Source organism: Sneathiella sp., from assembly GCF_036844445.1.
Lineage (GTDB): Bacteria > Pseudomonadota > Alphaproteobacteria > Sneathiellales > Sneathiellaceae > Sneathiella.
Map to the genome: position 1 here is coordinate 107,107 of NZ_DAIUFV010000007.1, position 26,440 is coordinate 133,546.

Annotated in this window: 17 protein-coding genes, 1 tRNA gene and 1 riboswitch; of the genes, 10 read left to right on the forward strand and 8 right to left on the reverse strand. The window is 62.3% G+C overall.

Annotated features, from left to right (window positions below; translation table 11 throughout):
- Positions 1–37: 37 nt before the first annotated feature.
- The 3 genes from rpsA to aroA all read right to left on the reverse strand — a co-directional run bounded on the left by rpsA (position 38) and on the right by aroA (position 3,895).
- Positions 38–1,759: a 30S ribosomal protein S1 gene (gene rpsA, locus V7Z56_RS13775; protein ID WP_334130089.1), complete on the reverse strand. Its 1,722-nt coding sequence runs from the start codon at positions 1,757–1,759 to the stop codon at positions 38–40.
- Positions 1,760–1,928: 169 nt separating this feature from the next.
- Entirely contained in the window at positions 1,929–2,546 is a 618-nt protein-coding gene (cmk, locus tag V7Z56_RS13780) for a (d)CMP kinase (protein WP_334130090.1), read from the reverse strand.
- Complete coding sequence (aroA, locus tag V7Z56_RS13785; protein ID WP_334130091.1) at positions 2,543–3,895, reverse strand: 3-phosphoshikimate 1-carboxyvinyltransferase; 1,353 nt, start codon at positions 3,893–3,895, stop codon at positions 2,543–2,545. Before aroA ends, cmk begins: the two co-directional genes overlap by 4 nt.
- A gap of 214 nt (positions 3,896–4,109) precedes the next feature.
- On the opposite strand from aroA, the gene V7Z56_RS13790 reads away from it, so the two are divergent.
- Together V7Z56_RS13790 and V7Z56_RS13795 are read left to right on the forward strand one after the other, a co-directional pair.
- Complete coding sequence (locus V7Z56_RS13790; RefSeq protein WP_334130144.1) at positions 4,110–4,466, forward strand: FYDLN acid domain-containing protein; 357 nt, start codon at positions 4,110–4,112, stop codon at positions 4,464–4,466.
- Between the two features lie 84 nt (positions 4,467–4,550).
- Positions 4,551–4,626, forward strand: a tRNA-Ala gene (locus V7Z56_RS13795).
- A gap of 79 nt (positions 4,627–4,705) precedes the next feature.
- Here the strand turns inward: V7Z56_RS13795 and V7Z56_RS13800 are convergent.
- The 3 genes from V7Z56_RS13800 to V7Z56_RS13810 all read right to left on the reverse strand — a co-directional run bounded on the left by V7Z56_RS13800 (position 4,706) and on the right by V7Z56_RS13810 (position 8,105).
- Positions 4,706–5,326: a hypothetical protein gene (locus V7Z56_RS13800; protein ID WP_334130092.1), complete on the reverse strand. Its 621-nt coding sequence runs from the start codon at positions 5,324–5,326 to the stop codon at positions 4,706–4,708.
- Positions 5,327–5,450: 124 nt separating this feature from the next.
- Positions 5,451–6,773 (reverse strand): DEAD/DEAH box helicase, encoded by a 1,323-nt coding sequence (locus V7Z56_RS13805; RefSeq protein WP_334130093.1) that lies wholly within the window; start codon positions 6,771–6,773, stop codon positions 5,451–5,453.
- A gap of 252 nt (positions 6,774–7,025) precedes the next feature.
- A complete protein-coding gene (locus tag V7Z56_RS13810; RefSeq protein WP_443023820.1) occupies positions 7,026–8,105 on the reverse strand; it encodes an NAD(P)H-dependent flavin oxidoreductase in 1,080 nt (359 codons plus the stop codon).
- 187 nt (positions 8,106–8,292) lie between these two features.
- A riboswitch (yybP-ykoY riboswitch) is annotated at positions 8,293–8,484 on the forward strand.
- On the opposite strand from V7Z56_RS13810, the gene V7Z56_RS13815 reads away from it, so the two are divergent.
- On the forward strand, positions 8,485–9,051 hold the full coding sequence (locus tag V7Z56_RS13815; protein ID WP_334130095.1) for a TMEM165/GDT1 family protein: 567 nt from the start codon (positions 8,485–8,487) through the stop codon (positions 9,049–9,051).
- Between the two features lie 20 nt (positions 9,052–9,071).
- Here the strand turns inward: V7Z56_RS13815 and V7Z56_RS13820 are convergent, their stop codons facing one another.
- Positions 9,072–10,019 (reverse strand): zinc ABC transporter substrate-binding protein, encoded by a 948-nt coding sequence (locus V7Z56_RS13820; protein WP_334130096.1) that lies wholly within the window; start codon positions 10,017–10,019, stop codon positions 9,072–9,074.
- A gap of 96 nt (positions 10,020–10,115) precedes the next feature.
- On the opposite strand from V7Z56_RS13820, the gene V7Z56_RS13825 reads away from it, so the two are divergent.
- The 7 genes from V7Z56_RS13825 (at position 10,116) to V7Z56_RS13855 (ending at position 25,592) form a co-directional block, all read left to right on the forward strand.
- On the forward strand, positions 10,116–10,580 hold the full coding sequence (locus V7Z56_RS13825) for a Fur family transcriptional regulator (RefSeq protein WP_334130097.1): 465 nt from the start codon (positions 10,116–10,118) through the stop codon (positions 10,578–10,580).
- Positions 10,581–10,583: 3 nt separating this feature from the next.
- On the forward strand, positions 10,584–11,459 hold the full coding sequence (locus V7Z56_RS13830) for an ATP-binding cassette domain-containing protein (protein ID WP_334130098.1): 876 nt from the start codon (positions 10,584–10,586) through the stop codon (positions 11,457–11,459).
- On the forward strand, positions 11,452–12,246 hold the full coding sequence (locus V7Z56_RS13835; RefSeq protein ID WP_334130099.1) for an iron chelate uptake ABC transporter family permease subunit: 795 nt from the start codon (positions 11,452–11,454) through the stop codon (positions 12,244–12,246). Before V7Z56_RS13830 ends, V7Z56_RS13835 begins: the two co-directional genes overlap by 8 nt.
- A gap of 93 nt (positions 12,247–12,339) precedes the next feature.
- A complete protein-coding gene (locus V7Z56_RS13840; protein WP_334130100.1) occupies positions 12,340–14,034 on the forward strand; it encodes a thiamine pyrophosphate-binding protein in 1,695 nt (564 codons plus the stop codon).
- Positions 14,035–14,061: 27 nt separating this feature from the next.
- A complete protein-coding gene (locus V7Z56_RS13845) occupies positions 14,062–14,691 on the forward strand; it encodes a glutathione S-transferase family protein (protein WP_334130101.1) in 630 nt (209 codons plus the stop codon).
- Positions 14,692–14,829: 138 nt separating this feature from the next.
- Positions 14,830–19,323, forward strand: coding sequence for a MupA/Atu3671 family FMN-dependent luciferase-like monooxygenase (locus V7Z56_RS13850; RefSeq protein ID WP_334130102.1), 4,494 nt, complete (start codon positions 14,830–14,832; stop codon positions 19,321–19,323).
- 89 nt (positions 19,324–19,412) lie between these two features.
- Complete coding sequence (locus tag V7Z56_RS13855; protein ID WP_334130103.1) at positions 19,413–25,592, forward strand: type I polyketide synthase; 6,180 nt, start codon at positions 19,413–19,415, stop codon at positions 25,590–25,592.
- Here the strand turns inward: V7Z56_RS13855 and V7Z56_RS13860 are convergent.
- Entirely contained in the window at positions 25,575–26,423 is an 849-nt protein-coding gene (locus V7Z56_RS13860) for an alpha/beta hydrolase (protein WP_334130104.1), read from the reverse strand. The genes V7Z56_RS13855 and V7Z56_RS13860 overlap by 18 nt on opposite strands.
- Between the last annotated feature and the right edge of the window lie 17 nt (positions 26,424–26,440).

A 26,440-nucleotide genomic window follows, 5' to 3' on the forward strand; every position in this document is an offset into this window, starting at 1 on the left:
TGAAAATCGATAGCGCGTCGCATGGATATGGGTCCTGTTACTCGGAAGCCTCGTTTTCGTCGGCCGCCTTGCGCATGGCCGCGCCGAGGATATCCCCGAGCGATGCCCCAGCGTCGGACGAGCCGTACTGAGCGACTGCTTCCTTCTCTTCCTCAACCTCACGAGCCTTGATCGACAGCGTGACTTTACGGGTCTTGTTGTCGATGGCCGTGATCTTGGCGTCGATCTTGTCGCCAACGGCGAAGCGGTCCGGACGCTGTTCCGCGCGGTCGCGGCTCAGCTCGTTCTTGCGGATGAAGCCGACGAGGCCGTCACCGATTTCAACATCGAGGCCGGCGTCCTGTACCTTGGAGACGGTGCAGGTGACGACGGCGCCCTTGCGAAGTTCGGCGGCGCCCGCGAACGGATCTTCGCTCAGCTGCTTGATGCCGAGGCTGACGCGCTCTTTCTCGACATCAATGTCGAGAACCTTGGCTTTGACGACATCGCCCTTGTTATAGGTCTGGATTGCCTGCTCACCCGGCGTGTTCCAGTCGATGTCGGACATGTGAACCATGCCGTCAACGTCGTTGTCGAGGCCGATAAAGAGACCGAACTCGGTGATGTTCTTGACCGTGCCTTCAATGGTGGAGCCAACCGGCGTGGTCTGCGCGAAGCTGTCCCACGGATTGTCCATGCACTGCTTCAGACCAAGGCTGATGCGGCGACGCGCCTGATCGACCTCGAGAACCATCACTTCCACTTCCTGGGAGGTGGAAACGATCTTGCCCGGGTGGACGTTCTTCTTCGTCCAGCTCATTTCGGAGACGTGAACGAGACCCTCAACGCCGGCTTCCAGCTCCACAAAGGCGCCGTAATCGGTGATGTTGGTGACGCGGCCCGTGAATTTCGCGCCGACCGGGTATTTGGCTTCAAGCGCTTCCCACGGATCTTCCTCAAGCTGCTTCATGCCGAGGCTGATGCGCTGGGTGTCCTTGTTGAGGCGGATGACCTGAACCTTGACCGTTTCGCCGATGCTGAGTGCTTCGGACGGATGGTTGACGCGGCGCCAGGCAATGTCGGTGACATGCAGCAGGCCGTCCACACCACCGAGATCGACGAAGGCGCCGTAATCGGTGATATTCTTGACGACGCCTTCCAGCGTCTGGCCTTCTTCCAGCGTGCCGATCAGCTCGGAGCGGGCTTCGGCGCGGCTTTCTTCCAGAACGGCGCGGCGGGAGACAACGATGTTGCCGCGGCGGCGATCCATTTTCAGGATCTGGAAGGGCTGCGGAATTCCGCGCAGCGGGCCGATGTCGCGGACCGGGCGGACGTCCACCTGGCTGCCGGGCAGGAAGGCGACGGCGCCGGAAAGATCGACGGTAAAGCCACCCTTGACGCGGCCAAAGATGATGCCGTCGACGCGTTCGTTCTTCTCGAAAGCGACTTCCAGCTTTTCCCAGGCTTCTTCGCGGCGGGCCTTGTCGCGGGAGAGGACGGCTTCGCCGGCGGCGTTTTCAATTCTCTCCAGAAAGACCTCGACGACGTCGCCGACTTTGAGATCTGCGTCCTGACCGGGGCCGGCGAATTCTTTGAGCGGAACGCGCCCTTCGGATTTCAGGCCAACGTCGATAACGGCAAGGTCATTTTCGATGCCGATGACCGTTCCTTTGATGACGGTCCCTTCAAGGCTGTCGCTCGCGCCATAGGATTCGTCAAGAAGAGCCGCAAAATCCTCAATGGCGGGCATGCCTTCTTCGGCAAAAGTAGTATCTGTCATATGTGATTTCCCTTTTTTGATCCCGTATCAGGCCAAACCGGTCGTCCGGCGGATCCATGGCCACCTGCTTCTCCAAAATCAGGATACGCACGCGAGAGAAGCGTTGTTGATCATCTGTTCCGGCGTGGTCGGAACGGTCACTCCATTGTCTTTAAGCAATATATAATATTCAGGCCGTGTCAATAATGTGGCAGGCAGCCTTGAATGCCGCCTCTATATCCAATTTCGACGTGTCTAGCAAGTGGGCATCGGGCGCTTTTTTCAAGGGCGCCGCGCCGCGACCCATGTCGCGGGCGTCGCGCGCCAGCAGATCGGCGAGCACCGCGGCATAGGTCGTCTCGACGCCCTTTCCTTTAAGTTCGGCAAAGCGGCGCTCGGCGCGGACCTCCGCGCTCGCGGTCACATAGAGCTTCACATCCGCGTCCGGGCAGACCACGGTGCCGATGTCGCGGCCGTCGAGAACCGCGCCTTCCGGGCGTTTTGCGAACGTCCGCTGATAGCGAAGCAGCGCGGCGCGCACATCCGTGTTGGCGGCAACGATCGACGCCGCCTCGCCCGTCGCCTCGTCGCGAAGCGCCGGATCGGTGAGCGCAATTTCCTCAACCCGCTGCGCCGCGGCAAGGGCGACGGCCGGATCTGACGGGTTGCCCCCCTCGCGCAGGATTTTCAGCCCGACCGCGCGGTAAAGCGCGCCGGTATCGAGATAGGCAAGGCCGTAATGGGCCGCGATTCGCCGCGCGAGAGTGCCTTTTCCCGCGGCGACCGGGCCATCAACGGCGATGATCATGCACCTCTCCCGCGCGTCACGGTGGCGCCGAGGGCATTTATCATCTCAACGAAACCGGGGAAGCTCGTCTCCATCACCCGCCCGTCATCGATCGTGACCGGTGTTTGCGTGGCAAGCCCCAGGATGAGGAATGACATGGCGATGCGGTGATCAAGATGCGTTTCGATGACGCCGCCGCCCTTCGGCGGTGTGCCGTCGGCGTCGATGATGAGACCGTCCTCAAGCTCCTCGAAAGCGACGCCGCAGGCTTTGAGCCCCGCCGCCATGGCGGAAAGACGGTCCGATTCCTTGACCCGCAGCTCGTGCAGGCCGCGCATTGTCGTGCGCCCCTTGGCGAAGGCCGCGGCAATGAACAGGACGGGATATTCGTCGATCATCGACGGCGCGCGCTCGGGCGGCACCTCGATGCCGTGCAGCGTACTGGCCCGGATGCGCAGATCGCCAACGCGCTCCCCCGCCTGCTCGCGGAGATTAAGGATCTCGATATTCGCGCCCATTTCCCTGAGCGTGATGAAAAGTCCGTCGCGCAGCGGATTGAGGCCGATGTTGGAGAGCGTCACGTCCGACCCCGGAAGGATCGTCGCGGCAACCGCAAGGAACGCGGCGGAGGATGGATCGCCCGGCACGATGATATCGGCGGCGGTCAGCTCCTGCTGTCCGCGATAGGCGATGCTGCGCCCGCCGTCCGCGTTTTCCGTCACGGTGATCTCGGCGCCAAAATGACGCAGCATATTTTCCGTGTGATCGCGTGTCCGCTTGCCCTCCCGCACCCGGGTGATGCCGGGGGTATCGAGCGCGGCCAGCAGGATGGCGGATTTGACCTGGGCCGAGGCGACGGGAAGCTCATAGTCGATCGGGATCAGGGACTGGCCCGTGATCGCGAGCGGAAAGCGCCCGCCGGACCGGCTGATGATCTTCGCGCCCATCTCCTCGAGCGGGACGCGGACGCGGCCCATCGGCCGTTTGTGCAGGCTGGCATCGCCCATGAAGAAGGTCGTGAAGGGCGCGCTCGCGACCAGCCCCATCAGCAGCCGCGCCGCGGTGCCGGAATTCCCCATGTCGAGCACCTCATCGGGTTCACGAAGCGCGCCGACGCCACAGCCGGTGATGCGCCAGACGCCGTTCTCGCCGCGCTCCACGTTTGCGCCGAACTGGCGCATGGCGGCGGCGGTGCGAAGCACGTCCTCCCCCTCGAGAAGGCCGGAGACGGTCGTTGTGCCGACCGCGACGCCGCCGAAGATGAGCGCGCGATGAGAAATCGATTTGTCGCCAGGGACCCGGGCTGCGCCGCTAAGCGGGCCAGACGGGCGAGCGGTGACGGGAACGGGAAATTGCGTGTCAGATGTCATAGGTACAGAGCCGGATTTGCTCGCATTATTTGGTGATGACGGAAACTGCTGACCCGGGGTTGTAGCAAGCTTTTTCACCGCTGTCACATAAAGCTGCAAACAAATGAAAGAAACTTTTGACACCGCCCCTTTATTCTGGCAATTCACCCCCTTCAAAGGTGAGTCTCTGGCGCCATTTCAACGGGCATGGCGCCTGCAAGAAAGCGAGGTGACCATGGCAAAGCCGGAATGGGGCGAAAAGCATCGATGCGGTAGTTGCGGTAAACCATTTTACGATATGAAGAAAACGCCGATTATTTGTCCGTCTTGCGGAACGGAACATACGCCCGAGCGGTTGTTGAAGCCGCGGCGTTCGGTCGGTGCGGCCGCGGCGGAGGCCACCAAGAAGGCGGCGGCTCTCAAAAAGAAATCCAGCGACCTGCTCGATGACGAGCTCGATGATGATGATCTCGATGCGGATCTCGATGATGACCTGATCGATCCGGATACGGTCGATCTGGCCGATGATGATGAGGACGAGGACGATCTCTCCGGCGTTATCAGTGCCCCGAAGGCGGACGACGACGTCTGATTTTGACGGCGCTGTATTTTTGACTTGAATCTGAACGGGCTTCGGCCTAGGTTCCGATCCCGCGGCGGGGGTATCCGCCGAAAAGGGGCCATAGCTCAGTTGGGAGAGCGCTTGAATGGCATTCAAGAGGTCGTCGGTTCGATCCCGATTGGCTCCACCAAGATTCAAAAAGCTCAGCTGGAAACAGCTGAGCTTTTTTCTTTCCCGGCAGATCCGCCGGTTTGACGACGCGGTGCGGGCTATCGCGGGGTGTGGATATCGAAATCGATCCAGAACTGGCGCGCGCCGCCTGCATCGGGGGCGTTTTCGATGACGGCGTCGAGAAGCGCGCTTTTCACCTCATCGATGTCGGCGATAAAATTCTGAACGACAACGAGATAGGCGTCCCGCAGGGTGTTATTCGCATTGGCTTTGGGTCCGCTCCACAACCCGCCCGCATCCCAGATCGCGGCATTACTGAAACTGCGGATTTTGTGATTCTCGACCTGGATTTCGTCAATGCTCAGCGTGTAGACATCGAATGCGTAGTAGACGGTGCAAAGGTCATCCGTGTCGAGCGCGAAGCCGATACTGGAAAGAATTATGACGATGTTTGCGGACGAGGGGTCGTTCACCTCATACCCGTTCAGGGTCATCTCCCGCTCGACAGCGGCTTTAACCTCGTCCTGATTGGTCCAGCAGCCGCCTTCGACGTTGTCAATGATCCTAACCCGCACCGTCGAGTTTCGATCAATCTCCAGCCAGCGCGCCGATTCTCCGACGATCGTGGTCAGTGTTTCGCTCGCGGCGGCGGCAAAGGTCAGGCTGAAAATATTGAGTGCGACAAGTCCGAACAATGAAATGATGCTTGTTTTCCACATCTTTGCCTCCCATAAATCAGGTCTCATATCGTTGTAAAATGAAGATTGGCCCGGCAGTCCGCTGCCGGTTTGAAAAAAGGCCTGAGAAGACCCAGGCCTTTTGTGGTGACAGCCGCTTGCGGATTTACGCGGCGGCCTGCTGCGTCCGGCGGCCGCGCCCGCTCCGGCGGCGGGGTTTTTGCCGCGCGGCGTCACCATTCCTCGGGGCGCCGGCGTTGGCCTCTGGCCGACGGGGTTTGCCGCCGTTTCGCCCGTTGCCGCGGCCAGCTGCCGGTTTTTCCTGTGTCGAAGCGGCCGGTGCGCTCATGCCCTCGACATGGAAGGGGTGATCCGTAAACACCGGGACGGGCTGGCGGATGCTTTTCTCGATATCGCGAAGATACGCCCGCTCCTCATGATCGCAGAAGGAGAGCGAGGCGCCGCGTGCGCCGGCGCGGGCGGTCCGGCCAATCCGGTGGACGTAGCTTTCCGGCTCGTTCGGCAACTCAAAATTAATCACATGCGTGATGTCGTCAACATCGATGCCGCGCGCCGCGATATCGGTTGCGACCAGCGCGCGGATCTCTCCGGCGCGGAAGTTGCTGAGCGCTTTCTGCCGGGCGTTCTGTGATTTGTTGCCGTGGATGACATCGGAGTGAACGCCGAGATCGTTGAGCTGACGCGCGACCTTGTTGGCGCCATGCTTGGTCCGCGTGAAAATAAGAACGCGGCGCAGGCTTTCATCCTTGAGCACATGCGCGAGCAGGGCGCGCTTCTGCTCCTTGGCCACCATCAGCACATGCTGCGTGACCTTTTCGGCGGTCGTCGCCGCAGGGGTCACTTCGATGCGCACAGGATTGCGCAGGATGCTGTTCGCCAGCTTCTCCACCGATGCGGGCATCGTCGCCGAGAACAGCAGGGTCTGGCGCGAGACGGGCAGGCGCGCAATGATTTTCTGGATATCACGGATAAAGCCCATATCCAGCATGCGATCGGCTTCGTCGAGCACGAGATATTCGGCGGTATCAAGCACGATATGCTTCTGCGTCATCAGGTCCAGCAGGCGGCCGGGCGTGGCGATGAGAATATCAACGCCGCCCGCCATGGACTTGATCTGCTGATTGGCAGACGCGCCGCCATAGACGAGTGTGGTCTTGAGATGCAGATGCTTGATGTAGCTGGAGATATTTTCGCCGATCTGGATGGCGAGCTCGCGCGTCGGGGCGAGGATCAGGGCGCGTGCGCCGCGGGGCGTGCGGCGGCCTTCGCCGGCCAGCAGCCGGTGGATGATGGGCAGCGAAAAGGCGGCCGTTTTGCCGGTTCCGGTCTGCGCGATGGCGATCATGTCTTTGCCGTCGAGAACGGCGGGGATCGCCTGCTTCTGAATGGGCGTCGTGTTTTCATAGCCGGCTTCGCCAATAGCGCGAAGGAGGGAAGCGTTCAGACCGAAGTCTGTGAATTTTGTCATTATATGTCTGTCTTTCGAAAGGTTAGGCCGGATGCAGATTTCTCGCGGTTCGCGGCAGCAGGCAAAGAGGGGGGTCAATCGACACGGTCGATGAAGTTTCCTTTATTGCTGCTCGGGAGAAGTTTCGGCGGGGCAACGTTCAGCAATTCGACGTTGGTGCCACGCAAGGAACCGCATGCGACCCACATCTTCGGGACCGCTTCGGCAATACGGCATATGTACGCTAATTTCGCGCGTTGTCAATCTTTCTCTCTAAACTCCTGCCAGCAGGGCGAGACGCTGGCTCGCCTCCGAAGCAAGGGCGCGGGTCAGCTCGCCCGCATCAAGATCGCGCGCAAGCGCCGCCGCCTGTCCCGACCAGAGCGAGGAGAAATCGCCGCTGCCGGCCTTTTCGGCGGCGGCTTTGAGCGGGGCAAGCGCCGCGCTCGCCGCGGGAAAGGGCGGCGCTTCGGGCGCAATCGGCCCGGCTTCGCGGATAATGCGGTTGATCAGCCCGCGGGCGGGCCGACCGGAAAAAATATTGGTGATAACCGTCTGATCGTCCGCGGCGCTATGCAGGGCGGCGCGGTGGATGTCGCTGATCGTCGCCTCCGGTGTGAAGAGATAGGCGGTTCCCATCTGCACGCCCGATGCGCCGAGCGCGAAGGCAGCGGCAATTCCCCGTCCGTCCGCGATGCCGCCCGCGGCGATCACCGGGACATCGACCGCATCGACAACCTGCGGGGTGAGCGCCATGACGCCCGGCTGCGCGGTGATATCGCGGGTCAGGAACATGCCGCGATGGCCGCCCGCCTCATATCCTTGTGCGATAATCGCATCGGCGCCGTGCTCGACCAGCCAGCGCGCCTCGGCGACCGTGGTGGCGGAGGCGAGAATATGCGCGCCTGTCGCCTTGACGCGATCGAGCAATGCCGCATCGGGCAGGCCGAAATGAAAGCTGACGACTTCGGGGCGGGTTTCCTCGACCACGGCGCAAAGCCCCTCATCGAAGCTGCGCCGGTGCGGTGCGGGCGCGACGGCAGTGCTGTCAAGGCCCGCCTCGGAATAGTAGGGCGCGAGCCGGTCTTTCCAGCGCGCCTCGTCCGCCGCTGTCGCCGGGTCGCCGCGGAGGCAGAAAAAATTCATGTTGAACGGGTTGCCGGTCTGCTGACGGATGAGACTGACGGCGGCGCGGATCTTCTCTTCATCCAGCATTGCGCAAGGGAGCGAGCCGAGGCCGCCGGCGCTGCTCACCGCGATTGTCATGGCCGCGCCCTGCGCCCCCGCCATCGGCGCCTGAACGATCGGCAGTTCAATTCCGAGCAAATCCAGCAGTCTGCGGTTCGGCCACATCGTCTTTTCCTTCATATTTTTCGAGGATATGTCGAGTTTAGACATTTTTTGACGCCTGCCACAAGGCGAATTAGCGAGTGGCTGAAGCAGGCGCTGCGAGAATCGGGCGCCGTTCGACGCACATTATCTATAAGCGTCTGACGGTATGCGTTTTTTGGTGGACAACGGCACGGCCGGTTGCTAGCTTCCGCCCGTCCTTGGGGGAGTAGTCTCTCCACATACAGTGGAAGAATCTGTCAACATACTTGGGTCCGCATGACCCGTGGCAGCTTCGCATCATGCCCCGCATGATGTTGACAAGACCTGAGACGAGTGACGGTCCTTTTCGCGGGAGACCGGCATTTGTCTTTGGTTTGGTCGGTCCCGCTGGAATGTTGTCATGGAAGCCTTTCTCACCTCTGTCGTAACGGTCGCGCTTGCGGAAATCGGCGACAAGACCCAGCTTCTCACCCTTTGCCTGATCACGCGTTTTCAGCGTCCCTGGAGCCTGATAGCCGGAATTCTTGTCGCCACGCTCGTCAATCATGGAGTTTCTGCCGGTATTGGCGTCTGGCTCGGCCAGTTCCTGGCGAGCCGGACCGGGATCTGGGTGATCGGCGGCAGCTTCATCGCGGTCGGGCTCTGGCTGCTTGTTCCGGACAGGGACGACGCACCGACGACGGGCTTTGACGGCTACGGCGCGTTTCTTGTCGCGACGATCCTCTTCTTTTTTGCCGAAATCGGCGACAAAACCCAGATTGCGACAGTTCTGCTCGGCGCAAATTACGGCCAGCCGGTTGCCGTGACCATGGGCACAACGGTCGGGATGCTGGCGGCCAATGTGCCGGTCGTCTTTATGGGGCCGGCGCTGATGCGAATGATCCCGTTCGTCCTCACCCGCATTGCGGCGGCACTGGTTTTTGTCCTGACCGGGGTTTACATGCTTGTCTCGAACCTCGTGGGCTGAGCTGGCGTCATGGCGTCCCGTCAGCTGCGAAGGCAGGCGAGAAAACCGTCCGTGAGTGTCATCATGAGCGAGAAATAAAGCGCCTCATCGGCCGGGATATCGGCGCCGAGCGGATCGAGAACGCCAATCTTCACCGGCAGATCCTCCGCGGCCGTCACCAGCAGCCGGTCATTGAACTGCGGCTCGCGGAACAGGCAGCGCGCCCCGCTGCTGCGCAGCTTTTCGCGAATGTCGGCCAGCTTCCTTGCCGAGGACGGCGCGTCTGGCTCGATGGTGAGAGAGCCGACGGCGGTGAGCCCGTAGCGCGCTTCAAAATACGGATAGGCGTCATGCAGCACGACGAAGGGAATGCCCCGGACGGCGGCAAGACGGGCCGCAATCTCTTCATCCAGTATCTTCAACCTTGCGATCTGGCGGGCCGCATTCTCGGCGTAGATCGCGGCGTTCTCGGGATATATCTCGCCAAGCGTCGCCGCGACGGTTTCCGTTATATGGATTGCGTTCTCCGGATCGAGCCAGAGGTGGGGGTTATACCCGGCATATGCACCCGGCGCGCCGTTCGGGCTGGAATGATTGTGGCTGTGACCGGAGGCATGATCGTGATCGTCCCATGCGCCGCCCGCTCTTCTTTTGAGCAATGAGATTCCGTCCGCCTGGACGAGCGGGATCTTGCGCACGCTGTCCGGCAGGGAGAGAAGCGCGTTTTTCAGAAATTCCTCCAGCGTCTCGTCGATATAAAAGACGGCCCGCGCCTCCTGCAGCGCTTTCACCTGCGAGGGCTTGAGGGAAAAGCCGTGCACGGACGCGGCGCCCGCAACCAGCAGCCGCGCCTCGCCCGTCTCGCCGATAACGCCCTGCACCAGCGAATGCAGCGGCTTGATCGTGACGACGATGTCGCCTGTCTTAGCGGCCCGCGCGCCGGGTGTGGCAATGAGGGCAAAAAACAGGGCGGCACTAAAAATATGCATCAGGCGCATGGGCGGGGCTCAACAAATATCGTGTTGCGGAGGTGCGGATGTTATATTATAACGTTTCCATGTCAATCGCCTTTTCGGAAAAAATTCATGCATAAATGCGCCGCCCATGACGAGTGCGTTGCCGACGCGCTGCGGCAGGCGGAAGCTATCTGCGCGGCGCGGGACGTGCGCTTTACCGAGATCCGCCGCAAGGTGCTGGAACTGGTCTGGGAAAGCCACGGGCCGGTCAAAGCCTATGATCTGCTCGAGAAGCTGGATCATCGGCTGGCCGCCGTAAAGCCGCCGACGGTCTACCGCGCGCTTGATTTTCTGACCGAACACGGCCTTGTCCACAAGATCAGCAGTCTCAACGCCTTTGTCGGCTGCAGCCATCCGCTCCGTCACCCGGAATGCTATTTCCTGATCTGCAGCGGCTGCGGCGAGGCGGAGGAATGCTGCAATCCGGATATCGTCGCGGCGATCGAGCGGACGACGGCGGCGCGGGACTTCCGGGCCGAGCAGATCACCCTTGAAATCTCCGGCCTGTGCCGGCAATGCCGCAAGGTCAACTGACGGATGGCCGACTTACTCGCCGCGCAGCACATCAGCGTGCGCCGGGATGGCCGGACCATCCTTGATGACGTCTCGCTGGGCATCGGGGAGAAGGACTTCATTACCATTATCGGGCCGAACGGCGCGGGAAAATCCATGCTGCTGAAATGCATGATGGGGTTTTATGCGCCGTCCGCGGGGAAGATTATCCGGCGCAGCGGGCTCAAAATCGGCTATGTGCCGCAGCGCCTGGTTGCCGATCAGACGGTTCCGATCCGGGTGCGCCGCTTCCTCACCTTGCGCAAAAGGGCCTCCGCCGCCGAGATTGAACGGGTGGCGGGGGAAACGGCCATCACCGACTATCTCGATCAGCCGCTGCATGTTCTTTCGGGCGGCGAGTTGCAGCGGGTCCTGCTCGCCCGGGCGCTGCTCGACAATCCGGCGCTGCTGGTGCTCGATGAGCCCGCGCAGAACCTCGACGTGACCGGCCAGCTTGGCTTCTACCGCCTGATTGAGCGGATTTATGAGGAGCGGGATATCAGCATCCTGATGGTTTCGCATGATCTGCATCTGGTGATGTCGAGCACGCGCGAGGTGGTCTGCCTCTATCATCACATCTGCTGTTCGGGCGCGCCGCATCTCGTGACGCGCGATCCCGAGTTCGTCGGGCTGTTCGGATCGGATATGGCGCGGCTGATGGCGGTCTATAACCACAGCCATGACCACGGGCATGATCACGATCACGATCACGATCATGACCATGTGCACGCTCACGACCACGACCACGGCCAAGAACGGCACCAAAAAGGGGCAATATCTTTGCCAATCCACCATGATGGTGGCGCATTTGAGGGGCCGAGCGCCCAGGACCCGAAGCCGGAGGCGACGCAGAATGGATGATTTTCTTCTTCGCGCCGTGGCGGCGGGCATCGGCGTTGCGCTGATCGCCGGACCGCTTGGCTGTTTCGTGGTCTGGCGGCGAATGGCCTATTTCGGCGATTCCCTTGCCCACAGCGCGCTGCTCGGCATCGCGCTTGGCCTGCTCTATGGCATTAATCTCAACCTTGCGACGGTGCTTGTCTGCACCGGCTTTGCGCTCCTGCTGGTCTGGTTGCAGCAGCGCCGCGTACTGGCGACAGACACACTTCTCGGCATCCTCGCCCATGCCGCGCTCTCTATCGGCATGGTGGCGATCAGCTTTCTCGGCAATGTCAGCTTCGATCTTTACAGCTATCTTTTTGGCGACATCCTGACGGTCCGGATGGCCGACATCTACTGGATTTATGGCGGCGGCGCCGTTGTGATCGGGCTTCTGATCCTCAACTGGCCGGCGCTCACGCTGATGACGCTGCATGAAGATCTCGCCCGCGCCGAGGGGGTGAATACGGTCTGGGCCAATATCCTCCTGATGCTGCTGATGACCATCGTCGTCGCGGTTTCGATCCGCATCGTCGGGATCCTGCTGATCACGTCGATGCTGATCATCCCGGCGGCAACGGCGCGCCAGCTTGTCTCCTCGCCGGAAAGCATGGCCATCTCCGCCGCCCTCTTCGGTATTATCGCCGTCCTGCTCGGCGTTTCGGGATCGGTGGCGCTGGATACGCCCTCGGGACCCAGTATCGTGACCGCGGCGGCAGTCCTTTTTGCCGTTTTTTCGGTCGCCGCAGCGGCGCGCCGGCGCGCCTGACGCTAAATGGCAGATTTCTAATCTTGGCATTGGTTTGTCGGGACAATCTGCTAGGATCAGAAGGCGCCGGCCGATGCAAAACGAGAGGTAGAAATGTCACAATCCCCAAAACCCAGACTTGGCGGTCATATTCTCGCCGATCAGCTCGCCCTGCAGGGGGTCGATACGGTGTTCTGCGTGCCGGGGGAAAGCTACCTCGCGGTCATCGACGGGCTTTACAATCACACCAACCGCATCCGCATGATCAACACCCGCCACGAGGGCGGCGCGGCCAATATGGCGGAGGCCTATGGCAAGCTGACGGGGCGGCCCGGCATCTGTATGGTGACGCGCGGCCCCGGCGCCACCAACGCCTCGATCGGGCTGCACACCGCCTTTCAGGACAGCACGCCGATGATCCTCTTTGTCGGGCAGGTCGGGCGCGACGCCATCGACCGGGAGGCGTTTCAGGAGATGGATTATCGCCGGGTGTTCGGTGAGATGGCGAAATGGGTCGCCGAGATCGATGACGTGCGGCGCATTCCCGAATATGTGAGCCGCGCGTTTTATACGGCGCTCTCCGGGCGGCCGGGCCCGGTCGTTCTTGCGCTGCCCGAGGACATGCTGACCGAATGTGCCGAGGTTGCCGATATCGCGAAGGCCGCCGTCGCCCCGCATATTGCGCCGGCGGCGGCGGACATGGCGGAGCTTGCGGCCCGGCTCAAGACGGCGGAGCGACCGTTTATGCTTGTCGGCGGCGCGACATGGACTGCCAATGCCGTGAAGGATATAGAGGAATTTGCCGCCGCCCACGAGATTCCGGTCGGCGCCTCGCTCCGCTCGCAGGACTGTTTCGACAATCGCCATCCCAACTATGCGGGCGATGTCGGTATCGCCATCAACCCGAAGCTCGCCGCCCGCATCCGCGAGAGCGATTTGTTGCTCGTCGTCGGCCCGCGGCTTGGTGAGATGACGACGCAGGGCTATACGCTGATCGACGTGCCGAACCCCGCAATGCCGCTCGTGCATGTCCATCCGGGGGCGAGCGAGTTGGGTCGCGTTTATCAGCCGGACCTTGCCATCAATGCCCGGATGCCGGAATTTGCCGCGGCAGCCCGGGCGATTCCGCCGGAGGGCGCGTCCCGCCGCGCCGCGTGGGTTGCGGGTGCGCGGGAGGATTATCTCGCCCGCATCCAGCCAACGAAAGTGCCGGGGCCGGTCAATCTTGGCGAGATCGTCGCCTGGCTCAACAAAACGCTGCCCGAGGACGCCATAGTTACCGCGGGGGCGGGCAATTACGCCGTCTGGGTGCACCGTTTCTTCCAGCACAAGAAATTCCGCACCCAGCTTGCGCCGACCAGCGGGGCGATGGGCTACAGCGTCCCCGCCGCCATCAGCGCCAAGCTGACCGAGCCGTCGCGCACCGTGGTGAGTTTCAGCGGTGACGGTTGCTTCATGATGCTTGGGCAGGAGCTTGCAACCGCGATGCAGTTCAATGCCGCGGTGATCTTTGTTATCGTCAATAACGGTATTCTCGGCACCATCCGGATGCATCAGGAGCGGACATATCCCGAACGGGTGCACGCGACAACGCTCGCCAATCCGGATTTTGCCGCGCTCGCCCGTGCGTATGGGGCGTTCGGGGAAAAGGTTACCAGAACCCGGGATTTCGCCGATGTTTTCAAAGCCGCCGAGGCGGCAGGCAAGGCGGCAGTTATTGAGGTCATCGTGGATACCGAGGCATTGACGCCTGAACAAAGCCTCGCCGCGGCCCGGGCGCAAGGCAGCGCGAAGGCCACGGACCGATAGCGAAGAGGAAAGGTCAAGGGGGGCGGGATGATCGACTTTTATACCTGGACAACCCCGAACGGACGAAAAGTTTCGATCCTGCTTGAGGAGCTCGGCTTGCCCTATCGGACGATACCGGTCGATATCACGAAGGGGGAACAGGCGCGGCCGGAGTTCATCGCGATCTCGCCAAACGGCAAAATTCCGGCCATATTTGACACCGACACCGGAATCCGCATGATGGAGTCGGCGGCGATCATGCTTTATCTTGCGGAGAAGGCGGGCGGAAAGCTCGTCCCGGCGGATCTCGCGGCGCGCTCGCGGATGATGGAGTGGCTGATGTGGCAGATGGCGGGTTTCGGCCCGGTGTGCGGACAGGTGCATCATTTCGTGCATTTCAATCCCGGCAAATCGGCTTATGCGGAAACGCGGTTCCTCAATGAGGTAAAGCGGCTCTATCAGGTGCTCGAGAATGCGCTGGCGGGACAGGATTTTATCGCCGGGGACTACAGCCTCGCCGATATCGCGATTTGGCCGTGGGTCTCACGCTTTGAGTGGCAAACAATTAATCTTGATCACTATCCGAACATAAAAAGATGGTATTGTCGGATTGCCGACCGCGCGGCGGTACAGAAGGGGTACCATGTCCCTGCGTTCGTCAGCGATATTCCGCGCTAGGCGATGGTCATCAGAGCGCCTCATGTCGGCAAGTTAAGGGATAATAAACCTAGTTGATTTATACGTTTGTGAAAGTGGAGATGTACTTCCTGAATATACAAGGCTGAAGGACCGAAAAATACAATGAACGGTTTTTTTGTGGGTGAGGGTACCCTTCTCGTCCAATGCGCCGAGGAGTTTGAACGCGCCGGCGGGAAGATTGCGGGAGTTTTGAGTAAAGAGCCGCGGATACGTGCCTGGGCAGAGGCTGCGGGTCTGCCGCTTTTCGCCGCCCCCGATGACGATGGCCTTGGCGAGATTTCCTTCGATTATCTCTTCAGCGTCGTCAACCTGACAGTCTTTCCGCAGCATCTGCCGGTCCAGCCGCACGAGCTCGCGATCAACTTCTTCGACGGGCCGCTGCCGAAATATACCGGCATCAATGTCACCTCCTGGGCCCTGATGAATGGCGAAACCTCTCATGCCGTGACCTGGCATGAGATGAAGGAGACGCCGGATGCGGGCCGGATCCTGAAGACCGGGCCGGTCGAAATCGCGCCCGATGAAACCTCGATGAGCCTCAATGCGAAATGCTATGAGGCGGGCCTCGCCTCCTTTGCGGAGCTGGTCGAGGAGCTGAAAGACGGCTCTTTCACTCTCGCGGAGCAGGGGGCGGAGAAGAATGTCTATAGCGCCACCATGCGGCCACAGAATTTGGGTGCGCTGGATTTCACGAAGTCCGCTTCCGAGCTTGACCGGCTCGTCCGCGCGCTCGATTTCGGATCCTACGCCAACCCGCTCGGCGCCGCGAAGCTCGCGGCGGGCGATGTCGTCTCGCTGGTTGGGACGCTGAAAATCGAAGCGGGACCTGCGACCGGCGCGCCGGGGCAGGTCGTTGCGCTTGACGATACATCGGTTACCATTTCCGCCACCGATCACGATGTGCAGCTTAGCGATTTCCGCTGCCTTGCGGGCGAGCCGCGCCATCCGAATGCGCTGGGGTTGCAGCCGGGCGGGCAGGTTCCGCCGCTCGCGCCGCTTGCGCGCGAGACGCTGGAAGCTGTGGCCGGCGCGGAGCTTTACTGGCAGGACGCGCTCACCAAAGCCGAGCCGCCGCAATCTCCCTATCCGTCCAACCGCGACCTTGCAACGGGCGCAATGGCGGCGCCTCTCTCGCTTACCGCTTCTTTTGACGCGACGGAAGCGGCTGCGGCGCTCCTCGTCTGGCATTCGCTGTTGATGGGGGCGAAGACCGTCTCCTGCGCCGTGGACGGCGCCGGTGACCGGCATCCGCTGATTGCGCAAAGCCAGCTTGTCACGCTTGACGTGGATGCGAACGCGAGTGTTGCTGAGACAATCGACGCCTGCCGGCGGAAAATTGCCGAAGGGACGGCTGCGGGCCCCCGCAGCGTTGATCTGATCGCCCGGCTCCCTGATCTCGCGGCGCGCGACGTTGCGCTTCGCGCGCTGCGCGTTGCCGTCACGACGCAGGAGGGAAGCGACGCCGAGCTTCTGTCAGACCGACACTTCCTTCTCAATCTTGGTAGCAATCCGCGGCTTATCGTCCGGACCGGGCTTTATGCGCGCGACATGCTCGGCCATATCGCCCGCGATCTCAGCCATTTCCTGAACGCCTTTGCGGGGGCCTCCTTGCAGCCGCTTCGCAAGCTGCCGCTCACCGATCCCGAGGAGGTGAAGATCGGCATGGATCATATGGGCGTCGATTATCCCCGCGATAAGCGCATCCATGACGTGATCCGCGAGCAGGTGGGTAAAACGCCGGACGCCATCGCGCTGAAAGCGGATGAAGATGTGCTGACTTATGCCGAGCTGGACGCGCGGGCGGATGTGCTGGCTGCGAAACTTGCGGCACGCGGCGCAAAACGCGGGGTTATCGTCGGGCTTTGTCTCGAACGATCGACCGACCTGATCGTCTCGCTGCTCGCCATCCTGAAAACCGGTGCCGCCTATTTGCCGCTCGACCCCGCCTATCCGGCGGAGCGTGTTGCCTTTATGATCGAGGACAGCAAGACCCCGATCGTTGTCGCGAGCCCGACGACGGAAATCCGCTTCCGCCTCGATCCGGAAAAGGTCATCTATCCCGAGGTGTCGGGCGCGCAGCCCTTCACCATCCCGGCCGGTGAGCCGGCGGACCTTGCCTATATGATGTATACGTCGGGCTCCACCGGGCTTCCGAAAGGCGTGATGCTGACGCATCGCAATATCGTGAATTTCTTCAAGGGCACCGATATAGCCGTCCCCCATGACGGGGAAGTGCGGCTGCTCGCCATCACCTCGGTTTCCTTCGATATCTCCGTGCTCGAGATTTTCTGGAGCCTTGCGCGCGGTTTCACCATTATCCTCCAGACGGACGGCGCGGCCTCGGCGCCGGTGCCGGGCTTCAGCCTCTTTTATTTCGCCTCGGAAGTCGCGGGCAGCGGGCATGAGGCTTACCGACTGCTCCTGCAGGGCGCAAAATTTGCCGATGAGAACGGTTTTGAGGCGATCTGGACGCCCGAGCGGCATTTCCATGCCTTCGGCGGGCTCTATCCGAACCCGGCCGTAAGCTCGGCGGCCGTCGCCTCGATGACCAAAAATGTCGATATCCGCGCCGGCTCCTGCGTGCTGCCGCTGCATAATCCGGTGCGCGTTGCGGAGGACTGGGCGCTCGTCGATAATATTTCCGCCGGGCGCGCCGGCATTGCAGTCGCGAGCGGCTGGCAGCCCAATGACTTCGTGCTGCAGCCGGAGAATTTCGAAAACCGCAAAGACGTGATGCTGGACGGCATTGATACGCTGCGAAAATTGTGGCGGGGCGAGAGCATCAAGCTGCCGAACCACAAGGGCGAGGAGGTGGAAATCTCTACCCTACCGCGGCCGGTAAAGGGCGATATCCCGCTCTGGCTGACGGCCGCGGGCAATCCCGAAACCTTTGCCGCCGCCGCCGAGAAGGGCTGTTATGTGCTGACCCATCTCCTTGGCCAGAAATTTGAGGATGTGGCGGAGAAAATTCGCGCCTACCGAATGGCCTGGCGCGCGGCCGGCCATCCCGGCGCGGGCAAAGTCTCGCTGATGCTGCATACATTCGTCGGCGAGGATGAGGATGAGGTGCGCGAGATCGTGCGCGCGCCGATGAAGGAATATCTCCGGAGTTCCGTCGACCTGCTGCGCCGAGCGTCCTGGAGCTCGCCGACCTTCAAGCAGAAGGCCGATGCGACCGGCGTCACGCCGCAGGAGGTGTTCGAGAAGCAGGCGCTGACCGACGAGGAAATGGACGCCCTTCTCGATCATGCGTTCGAGCGCTATTACCAGACAAGCGGCCTGTTCGGTACGCCGGAAAGCTGTCAGGAGCTGGTGCGCGAGATCGCCCGCATGGGGGTCGATGAAATCGCCTGCCTGATCGATTTCGGCGTCGATACCGATCTGGTGCTAAAGCATCTCACCTATATCAATGAGCTGAAGAACAATCTGATTGCCGAGGGCGGCGTCGCGCGGCAGGCGTCGGTTGCCGAGCAGATCGCCGAGTATGACATCACGCATTTCCAGTGCACGCCGTCGATGGCGTCCTTCCTTGTCGCCGAACAGGCGGGGCGGACGGCGCTTGGCCGGCTGCAGGTGATGATGGTCGGCGGCGAGGGCTTCCCGCCGGAGCTTGCGCGCAACCTGCGCAGCCACCTCAAGGGCTCACTGCTCAATATGTATGGCACGACCGAGACGGCGGTCTGGTCGTCGGTCGCTGACCTCAAGACGGTCGAGGAGACCATTCCGCTTGGCGAAGCTATGGCCAACACGATTTATTCGGTCCGCAACGAGTTCGGGCAGGCGCTGCCAAGCGGCGTTGCCGGGGAGCTCTGGATCGGCGGTGAAGGCGTCGCGCGCGGCTATTGGAACCGGGAGCAATTGACGGCCGAGCGGTTCCTCGATACGCCCGAGGGGCGCTATTACCGCACCGGCGATCTTGTGCGCCATATGCCGGACGGGCGGCTCGAATTCCATGGCCGGATGGACAATCAGGTGAAGGTCCGCGGTCACCGCATCGAGCTTGGCGAGATCGAGGCAAAACTTGGCGCGCTCGAAGAGGTCAAAGATGCCGCCGTCACCGTCTTCGAGACGGGCGACAGCGACAAGCGGCTGGTCGCGTTCGCCACCGCGACGCCGGGCTATACCATCGATCCGCAGGCCGTCCGTAAGAAGCTCGGCGAGGTTCTGCCTGAATTCATGACGCCCTCGCAGGTGATTGTTCTCGATCGCATGCCCGAAACGCCGAACGGCAAGATTGACCGCAAGGCGCTGCCGAAGCCGCAAGGCCCCGCGCGTGTCGCGGCGGACGTGGCGCAAAGCGATACCGAAGCCGCGATCGCCCGCATCTGGTGCGAGGCGCTCGGCCTTGGCGAGGTTGGCGTGACCGACAACTTCTTCGATCTCGGCGGCCATTCGCTGCTGGTCGTGCAGGTGCAGCGCCGCCTGAAGGAGCTGTTCGATCGGGAGGTTGCCATCACCGACATGTTCCGCTTCTCGACCATTCAGGCGCTTGCCCGGCATATTGACGGCGGCAGCGTGGAGGGGGCGAACACGGCGGCGATGCGGGGCGCGCAGCGCGCGGCGGCTCGCCGGGCACGTATGGCGGCGAGGTCGGGAGCCCAGGTCGGATAACACGCACTATACTTTGCCGAGTATGTTTGGCAGGATGATAAGGTGTCGGTTGAAGGATGAGGCCGTGCCCGGGGCGGCAAGAAAGCGATATGACGGAGCATGGGGTGGAAATAGAGCCATCTGAGAAGATTGCCATTGTCGGCATGGCGGGGCGGTTTCCGTCGGCGCGCACGGTCTCGCAGCTTTGGAATCTGCTCTCTGAAGGCCGTATCGGCACGCGCTGGTTCAGCGATGAGGAGATGCTGGCGAATGGCGTGAGCCCGAAGGAGCTCGCCGATCCGAACTATGTCCGGGCGGCCAACTGCCTTGCCGACATGGAATGCTTCGATGCCGGGTTCTTCGGCTTCTCGCCGCGCGAGGCCGCCATTCTCGATCCGCAGCACCGCCATTTCCTTGAATGCGCCTGGGAGGCGCTGGAGGATGCCGGGCATATGCCCGAGCGTTTCGAGGGCCGTATCGGCGTATTTGCCGGCTCCGGCATGCAGGCCTATCTGCCGTTCAACCTTCTCACCAATCCCGATCTGGTGGCGGAGATCGGCATGTTCCTCTTGCGCCATACCGGCAACGACAAGGATTTTCTTACCACCCGCCTCTCCTATCTCCTGAATTTGCAGGGCCCGTCGGTGGCGATCCAGACGGCCTGCTCGACCTCGCTCGTCGCCGTCCATCAGGCGGCGGCAAGCCTGCTTTCGATGGAATGCGATATGGCAATTGCCGGCGGGGTGACGGTGGAATTGCCGCATCGGCACGGCTATAAATATGTGGAGGGCGAAATCCAGTCGCCGGACGGGCTCTGCCGCCCGTTTGACAATGACAGCCAGGGAACCGTCTTTGGCTCCGGCGCGGCGCTCGTCGTGCTGCGCCGGCTTGAAGATGCGCTGGCGGACGGCGATGATATCAAGGCCGTGCTGATCGGCTCCGCCGTCAATAACGACGGCGCGCAGAAGGCGGGATATCTTGCGCCGAGCGTTGACGGGCAGGCGGAAGCGGCGGCCGAGGCCCTCGCCATCGCCAATGTCCCTGTCGAGACCATCACCTATGTCGAGGCGCATGGCACCGGAACGCCGGTCGGCGATCCCATCGAGCTTGCCGGCCTGTCGGAGGCCTATGGCGCCGGCGGGAAGGGCTTTTGCGGCATCGGCTCGGTCAAGAGCAATGTCGGGCATCTCGACACCGCCGCCGGAGCAACCAGCCTGATCAAGGTGGTGGAGGCGCTCCGCCATGAGATGATCCCGGCCTCGCTGCATTACAAGACGCCCAACGGCCGCTTCGATATTGCCAACAGCCCCTTCTATGTGGTGGCGGAAAGCCGTCCCTGGCCGCGGGGCGCGACGCCGCGCCGGGCCGGGATCAATTCCCTCGGTGTCGGCGGCACCAACGCGCATGCGATTGTGGAAGAGGCGCCGCTCCGCCCAGTGCAGCCTCGGGAAGACTGCTGGCGGCTCTTCCCCTTTTCGGCGCGCAATGCCGCCGCGCTTGACGGGCTCACCGAGAAGTGGCGGGAATTCGTCACCTCGCCCGAAATGCCGGATCTCGCGGATGCCGCCTTCACGCTCCGCCATGGACGGCGCGAATTCACTGCCCGGCGGGCAATCGCCGCGAAATCGACCGATGATCTGAAAGCCGCGCTTTGGGGCGAGGCGCCCTCGCATGTCGCGTCGGGGGTGGCCGAGAAGGGCGCGGTGGAGGTCGTTTTCATGTTTCCGGGTGGCGGCGCGCAGTATCCGGGTGCCGGCGCGGATCTGCTCGCCCAGTCGGAGGCGTTCCGGGCGGCGGTCGATGAATGTTTCCGTCAGATCCCGGCCGATGCGCCGGCCGACCTGCGCAGCGTCATGTTCGAGAAGACGCTCGCCGACAGCGACGCGCGGGCCAGCATGGAGAAGTCGGCTTACGCCATTCCGGCACTTTTTATCCTTGAATATGCCTATGCGCGGCTGTTCGAAAGCTGGGGCATTCGCCCGGCCGCCATCCTTGGCCACAGCGCCGGCGAATATGCGGGGGCCGTGATCGCGGGGGTCATGTCGATCGCGGATGCCCTGAAGGTTGTCGTCTGGCGCGGCAAGGTGATGGATGCGGCCGCGGCGGGGGCGATGAGCATTATCCCCGCCCCGCGTGAGAAGGTGCTGGAGATGATCGGTGATCATCTCGATATCGCGGCGCTGAATGCGCCCGATCTTTGCGTCGTCTCGGGCCGTGTTGCCGATATCGATGCGCTGGAGAGCCGCCTCAGGGGCACCGAATATGAAGCGACGCGGGTGCGCATCAATGTCGCCGCCCACAGCCGCATCCTCGACAATCAACTCGACAATTTCCGCCGCGGCATCGACGGCATCCGACTGATGGAGCCGGACATTCCGCTGGTCTCGTCGCTCCGCGGCGGCTGGCCGGAGGCAGGGGATTTCACGACCATCGACTACTGGGTGCGGCATTTGCGCCATACCGTGCTGTTCGCCGATGCGGTGGAGACGGTGCTGGAAAAGCCCGGGCGCATTCTTCTGGAGGTTGGACCCGGCCAAACCCTCGGCCCGCTCGCCGAGATGATCTGCGGCAAGCATGAGCCGCGCGCGATCGTCTCTTCCGGCCGGCCGCCGAAGGAGGCGGACGATGATATGGCGCGGGCGCTGACTGCCGCCGGACGCGTCTGGACGGCGGGCGGCGAGCTTGACTGGAATGCCCTTCCGGGAGCGGGCGGACGGCGCGTCTCGCTGCCGACCTATGCCTTCGCCAGGGAGCGCCACTGGATCGAGCCGGGCCGCGGACTGCTTGCCGACGCGGCGGGCGCGGAAGAGGACAATGTTATCCGCCTGACGCGGAAAGCCAACATTGATGACTGGTTCAGCACGAAAGGCTGGAAGGTCGCCCCTGTGCCGCCCGCAGAGGCGCGTTACGGCGGACTCTGGCTTATTTTCCATGGCGGCGATCCGGTCTCAACGGCGCTTGTTCACTTGCTGAGCGAACGGCGGGAGAAAATTGCGATCGTGCGCCCCGGTGACCAGTTCCGCAAAAGCGACACCGAATATCGCATCGCGCCCAACGAGATCGCCGATTTCGAAGCGCTATTCGATGCCCTAGGCGAGATGCCGGCGCATATCATAAATGGCTGGCCGATGGCGGCAGCTGTCGATGGCCAGACGGGATTGTTCGAAACTGCATTCTGCCTCGCCCGGACGATCCAGTCGCTTGATCCGCCGGAGGATATCCGCCTCACCTTTATCGGCAGCGGCGGGGTTTCTGTGCGGGGTGAGCATGTCTCCTACCCCGCGCTCGGTACGCTGATCGGGCCGGTGCGCGTGGCGCCGCGGGAAATTCCAGGGCTGCAAAGCCAGTATATTGATCTTGAGGCCGGGGAGGATCCCGCCTGGGCGGCGAAAGCTATCCTCGATGAGAATAATGGTCGGACATCGGAAGATGTGATCGCGTTTCGTGCCCGCACGCGCTATGCGCAAAGCCTTGAGCCGCTCACGGTCATGGCGGCGGACGGATTGCCGAAACGCCTCAAGATGAACGGCCGCTATATCATCACAGGCGGCACAGGCGGGATCGGGCTTCGGCTTGCCGGCTATCTTGGTGAGAAAGCCGCGGCGAAAATAGGTCTGGTCGGTCGTTCGACCGTCCCTGAACGGGCCGAATGGGACTGCCTCGTCGCGAACGCCCCCGCCTCGAAAGACGCCGCGCTTATCCAAACGATCCGGAAAATCGAAGCCGCAGGCGGGGAGGTGCGTCTGCTTACTGCGGATGTGACGGAGAAAACGGCGCTTAAAGCAGCGCTCGAGAAATTCCGCTGCGATTTCGGCGGGATCGACGGGCTGTTCCACGGCGCCGGCATCATGGACGACGGGCTGATGCTCGGCAAGGAGCTTGCCGATACCAAACGCATCCTTGCGCCCAAGGTGATCGGCGGCGCCAACCTCGCCGCACTTCTTCCCGAGGGGACGCTCGATTTCTTCGCCGTCTTCTCGTCCACTTCCGTTGTCACGGCGCCGCCGGGGCAGGTCGACTATGTTGCCGCCAACGGCTATCTCGAGAGCCTCGCCACCTCGCGGCGTGACGGGCTCGCCATTTCCTGGGGCGTCTGGCGCGATGTCGGCATGGCGGCGCGCGCCTATCGCACGGACGGGGAAAGCGCGGCCGGCCCGCATCCGCTGCTCGGACCGCCGGAGCGGGGGGATCGCGGCGCGGTCAGCTTCACCTCCTACTATGATCCGGCGCTGCTCTGGGTGCTGAATGAGCATGTCGTCGGCGGCGATCCGGTATTGCCGGGGACGGCCTATGTCGAGATCGCCCGCGCGGCCATGGAGGCGGCGGCGCCGGGCCGGAAATGGGAGCTCCATTCCCTCTCGCTCCTCAGCCCGATGGTTTTTGCGGACGGCGCGCGGCGGCGCGTTGTGGTGTCCTTGACGCCGGATGACAAGGGCTATGAGTTTCAGGTTATGAGCAGCGCGGCCGCCGAGGCGCCGCTTATCGAGCACTGCCGGGCGCATGTTGCTTTAAAACGCCTGACCGACCGGCGCCTGCCGCGCAGCCTGCAGACGACGGGCAATGTCACCGTCGCCGATTACAGCGGCCAGGATTCCCAGGGCGAGCTGATCGACTTCGGCCCGCGCTGGGATAATATCGGCGAGATCCGCACCGGGGCCGGTGAGATCGAAGCGGATTTCGCCCTGCCCGAAGAATTTGCCGCGGATCTCGCAGACTATGCGGCGCACCCCGGCCTCACCGATACGGCCGCGACAATCGGCCTCTATCTTCTTTCCGATATTGGCGAGAAGGGGTCGTTCTATGCGCCGATGTCGCTTGACCGGTTGCGTATCTTCGCGCCCCTGCCGAAGCGCTTTAAGACCCGCGCGCGGTTGGTTGCGGAGACGCCGGGCCGCTATGCGAGCTTCGATGTCGTCTTTACCGATGACGCCGGAAATGTGCTGATGCTTTGGGAAGGCTTCGCCCTCACCCGGGTGGCGAGCAGCTCCTTCGATCCGGTCTCGGCGCCGGGCCAGCTTGTTGATGTTTTGATCGCGCAAGGCATTGCTGCGGCAGAATCGGACGCCGTCTTTGACCGGCTCTTTAACGCCGAGGCGGCATCGATGGTGGTCTCGCCGACCGCGATGGCGGATGTTGCCCGCGAGATGGCGCGCATCGGCGCAAAACTGCGCCCCCGGAATGACAGCGCGGCGGCCGACATGATGGCAACCACCACCTACGCCAACAAGGTGGAAGAGAAAATTGCGCAGTTCTGGTCGGAACTCCTCGGCGTGCGCCAGCCAGAACCCGATGCGGATTTTTTCGATCTTGGCGGCCATTCGCTGGCCGCGGTGCGCCTGTTTGCGAAAATCCGCAAAGAATATGCGACCGATCTGCCGCTCGCCACGCTCTTTCAGGCGCCGACGCTGCGATTGCTCGCGACGATGGTGATCCAGAAGGGTAATCTTGATGTTGCGGACACCGCGCCCGCGCCCGGCGTTGAGACGGGCGCGGACGGCGACTGGTCGCCGCTTGTCCGCATCAAGGCCGGCGCCGCTGGCGTGAAGCCGCTTTATCTTGTGCATGGCGCGGGCGGGAACGTGCTCAATTTCCGCTCCCTCTCCGGTTATCTCGATACCCGGCTGCCATTTTATGCGCTCCGCGCGCTTGGCTCGGACGGCGGCACGGAAATCCATGAAACGATTGAGGAAATGGCCGCCTGCTACGTCGGCGCGGTACTCAAGAACCAGCCCGAGGGTCCTTATAATCTTGCCGGATATTCAGGCGGTGGGGTGGTCGCGTTCGAGATGGCGCAGCAGCTGCGCGCCGCCGGGCATGAGGTCGGCAACCTGATCTTCTTTGACACGCTCGCGCCGGAAATCGAACCGCAGCAGATGAGCCTTGTTGAGAAAATATGGATGGCCCGCAAATGGAGCCTCGGCTTCGCCCTGCGCTGGCCGCTTCGCAAATGGCAGAGCCGCGCGGCACAGCGTGAGATGGAGCAGATTGCGGAGCTGCTTGGCCGCGGGGAGAAAATCCCCGATGAGCTGGTCGGCCAGCGCATGACGCAGGCTTATCTCGCCGCCGAAAGCCGCTACCGCCCGCAGGACTATCCCGAGGATGTGCTGCTCTTCAAGGGGAGCGAGGCGAGCGTGGAATTTCTCCGCGCGGGCCCCTATCTCGGTTGGGATAAATTCATCTCCGGAAAAATCCACGTGAAAATTTTCGCCTGCGATCATTTCAATATGATGATCGATCCGACGATCGGCGAAATCGGCGGGATTTTAAACGAGTTACTGCTTGATCGCTGATCCGGCCGCAGGGATATGCGCGGCAAAGAAGGCGAGCGCCAGGGGATAAAGACCCTTGTCGCCGAGATTGACGTGCGTGCCGTCCGCAAAGGCATGAAATTCCTTTGGCTCTGCCGCTGCGTCAAACAACCGCCGCGCCGAGGCGATTGAAATCGCGTCATCCTTCTCGCCGTGGAACAGGATCAGCGGAGCGTTGATGCGGGTGATGCGATCGATGGAATCATATCGCTCCCGCGTCATCACGCGGCAGAATGGCAGACCGTGATAGCGGTCGGTGAAATAGTCGCAAAAGCGGGCATAGGCGGCTTCAAGCGCGACGACGGCAACGTCTCGCTCCGCCGCGAGCCGGACAGCGACACCGCTGCCGAGGCTGTAGCCATAGGCGATGCGCCGGTCGGGCGGAACGGGCGCGCCGATGAGGGTATCAAGCTGGTCATAGAGCGCCCGCGCATCGCCCGCAAAAACTTCTTCGCCCGGCGCGCCGTCTTTCCCGCTTGAGCCGCGATAGACAAGTGCGGCAAGTCCGTATCCCGCTTCAAGAAAGGGCGCAAGACGGCCGACGGATGGCCCGATAGAGGTGAAATTGCCCATAAAATAAAGAATTACGGGCAGATTTCCCTGAGGGGGCCGGATCCAGGCGGACACCTCGGCCCCATCCTCCGACGTGAATGTCACCTCGCGAAGGCCGGGAAGGCCGGATGTATCGGGATCGGTTGCGGTCTGATCGAACTTGTAGATGGAGCCATAGAAAAGCTGCATTCCGGCGTAGCCGCCGACGACAATGACAAGCGCGAGCGCGCCGAGAATGATCAGAGCGTTCTGAAGCGTCATGGCGCGCCCCCGTTTGT

Excerpts from the sequence above, each read along its gene's own strand:
- rpsA (WP_334130089.1), bottom strand. The coding sequence starts at position 1,759 with ATGACAGATACTACTTTTGCCGAAGAAGGCATGCCCGCCATTGAGGAT.
- cmk (WP_334130090.1), bottom strand. The coding sequence starts at position 2,546 with ATGATCATCGCCGTTGATGGCCCGGTCGCCGCGGGAAAAGGCACTCTC.
- aroA (WP_334130091.1), bottom strand. The coding sequence starts at position 3,895 with ATGACATCTGACACGCAATTTCCCGTTCCCGTCACCGCTCGCCCGTCT.
- V7Z56_RS13790 (WP_334130144.1), top strand. The coding sequence starts at position 4,110 with ATGGCAAAGCCGGAATGGGGCGAAAAGCATCGATGCGGTAGTTGCGGT.
- V7Z56_RS13800 (WP_334130092.1), bottom strand. The coding sequence starts at position 5,326 with ATGTGGAAAACAAGCATCATTTCATTGTTCGGACTTGTCGCACTCAAT.
- V7Z56_RS13805 (WP_334130093.1), bottom strand. The coding sequence starts at position 6,773 with ATGACAAAATTCACAGACTTCGGTCTGAACGCTTCCCTCCTTCGCGCT.
- V7Z56_RS13810 (WP_443023820.1), bottom strand. The coding sequence starts at position 8,105 with ATGTGGCCGAACCGCAGACTGCTGGATTTGCTCGGAATTGAACTGCCG.
- V7Z56_RS13815 (WP_334130095.1), top strand. The coding sequence starts at position 8,485 with ATGGAAGCCTTTCTCACCTCTGTCGTAACGGTCGCGCTTGCGGAAATC.
- V7Z56_RS13820 (WP_334130096.1), bottom strand. The coding sequence starts at position 10,019 with ATGCATATTTTTAGTGCCGCCCTGTTTTTTGCCCTCATTGCCACACCC.
- V7Z56_RS13825 (WP_334130097.1), top strand. The coding sequence starts at position 10,116 with ATGCATAAATGCGCCGCCCATGACGAGTGCGTTGCCGACGCGCTGCGG.
- V7Z56_RS13830 (WP_334130098.1), top strand. The coding sequence starts at position 10,584 with ATGGCCGACTTACTCGCCGCGCAGCACATCAGCGTGCGCCGGGATGGC.
- V7Z56_RS13835 (WP_334130099.1), top strand. The coding sequence starts at position 11,452 with ATGGATGATTTTCTTCTTCGCGCCGTGGCGGCGGGCATCGGCGTTGCG.
- V7Z56_RS13840 (WP_334130100.1), top strand. The coding sequence starts at position 12,340 with ATGTCACAATCCCCAAAACCCAGACTTGGCGGTCATATTCTCGCCGAT.
- V7Z56_RS13845 (WP_334130101.1), top strand. The coding sequence starts at position 14,062 with ATGATCGACTTTTATACCTGGACAACCCCGAACGGACGAAAAGTTTCG.
- V7Z56_RS13855 (WP_334130103.1), top strand. The coding sequence starts at position 19,413 with ATGACGGAGCATGGGGTGGAAATAGAGCCATCTGAGAAGATTGCCATT.
- V7Z56_RS13860 (WP_334130104.1), bottom strand. The coding sequence starts at position 26,423 with ATGACGCTTCAGAACGCTCTGATCATTCTCGGCGCGCTCGCGCTTGTC.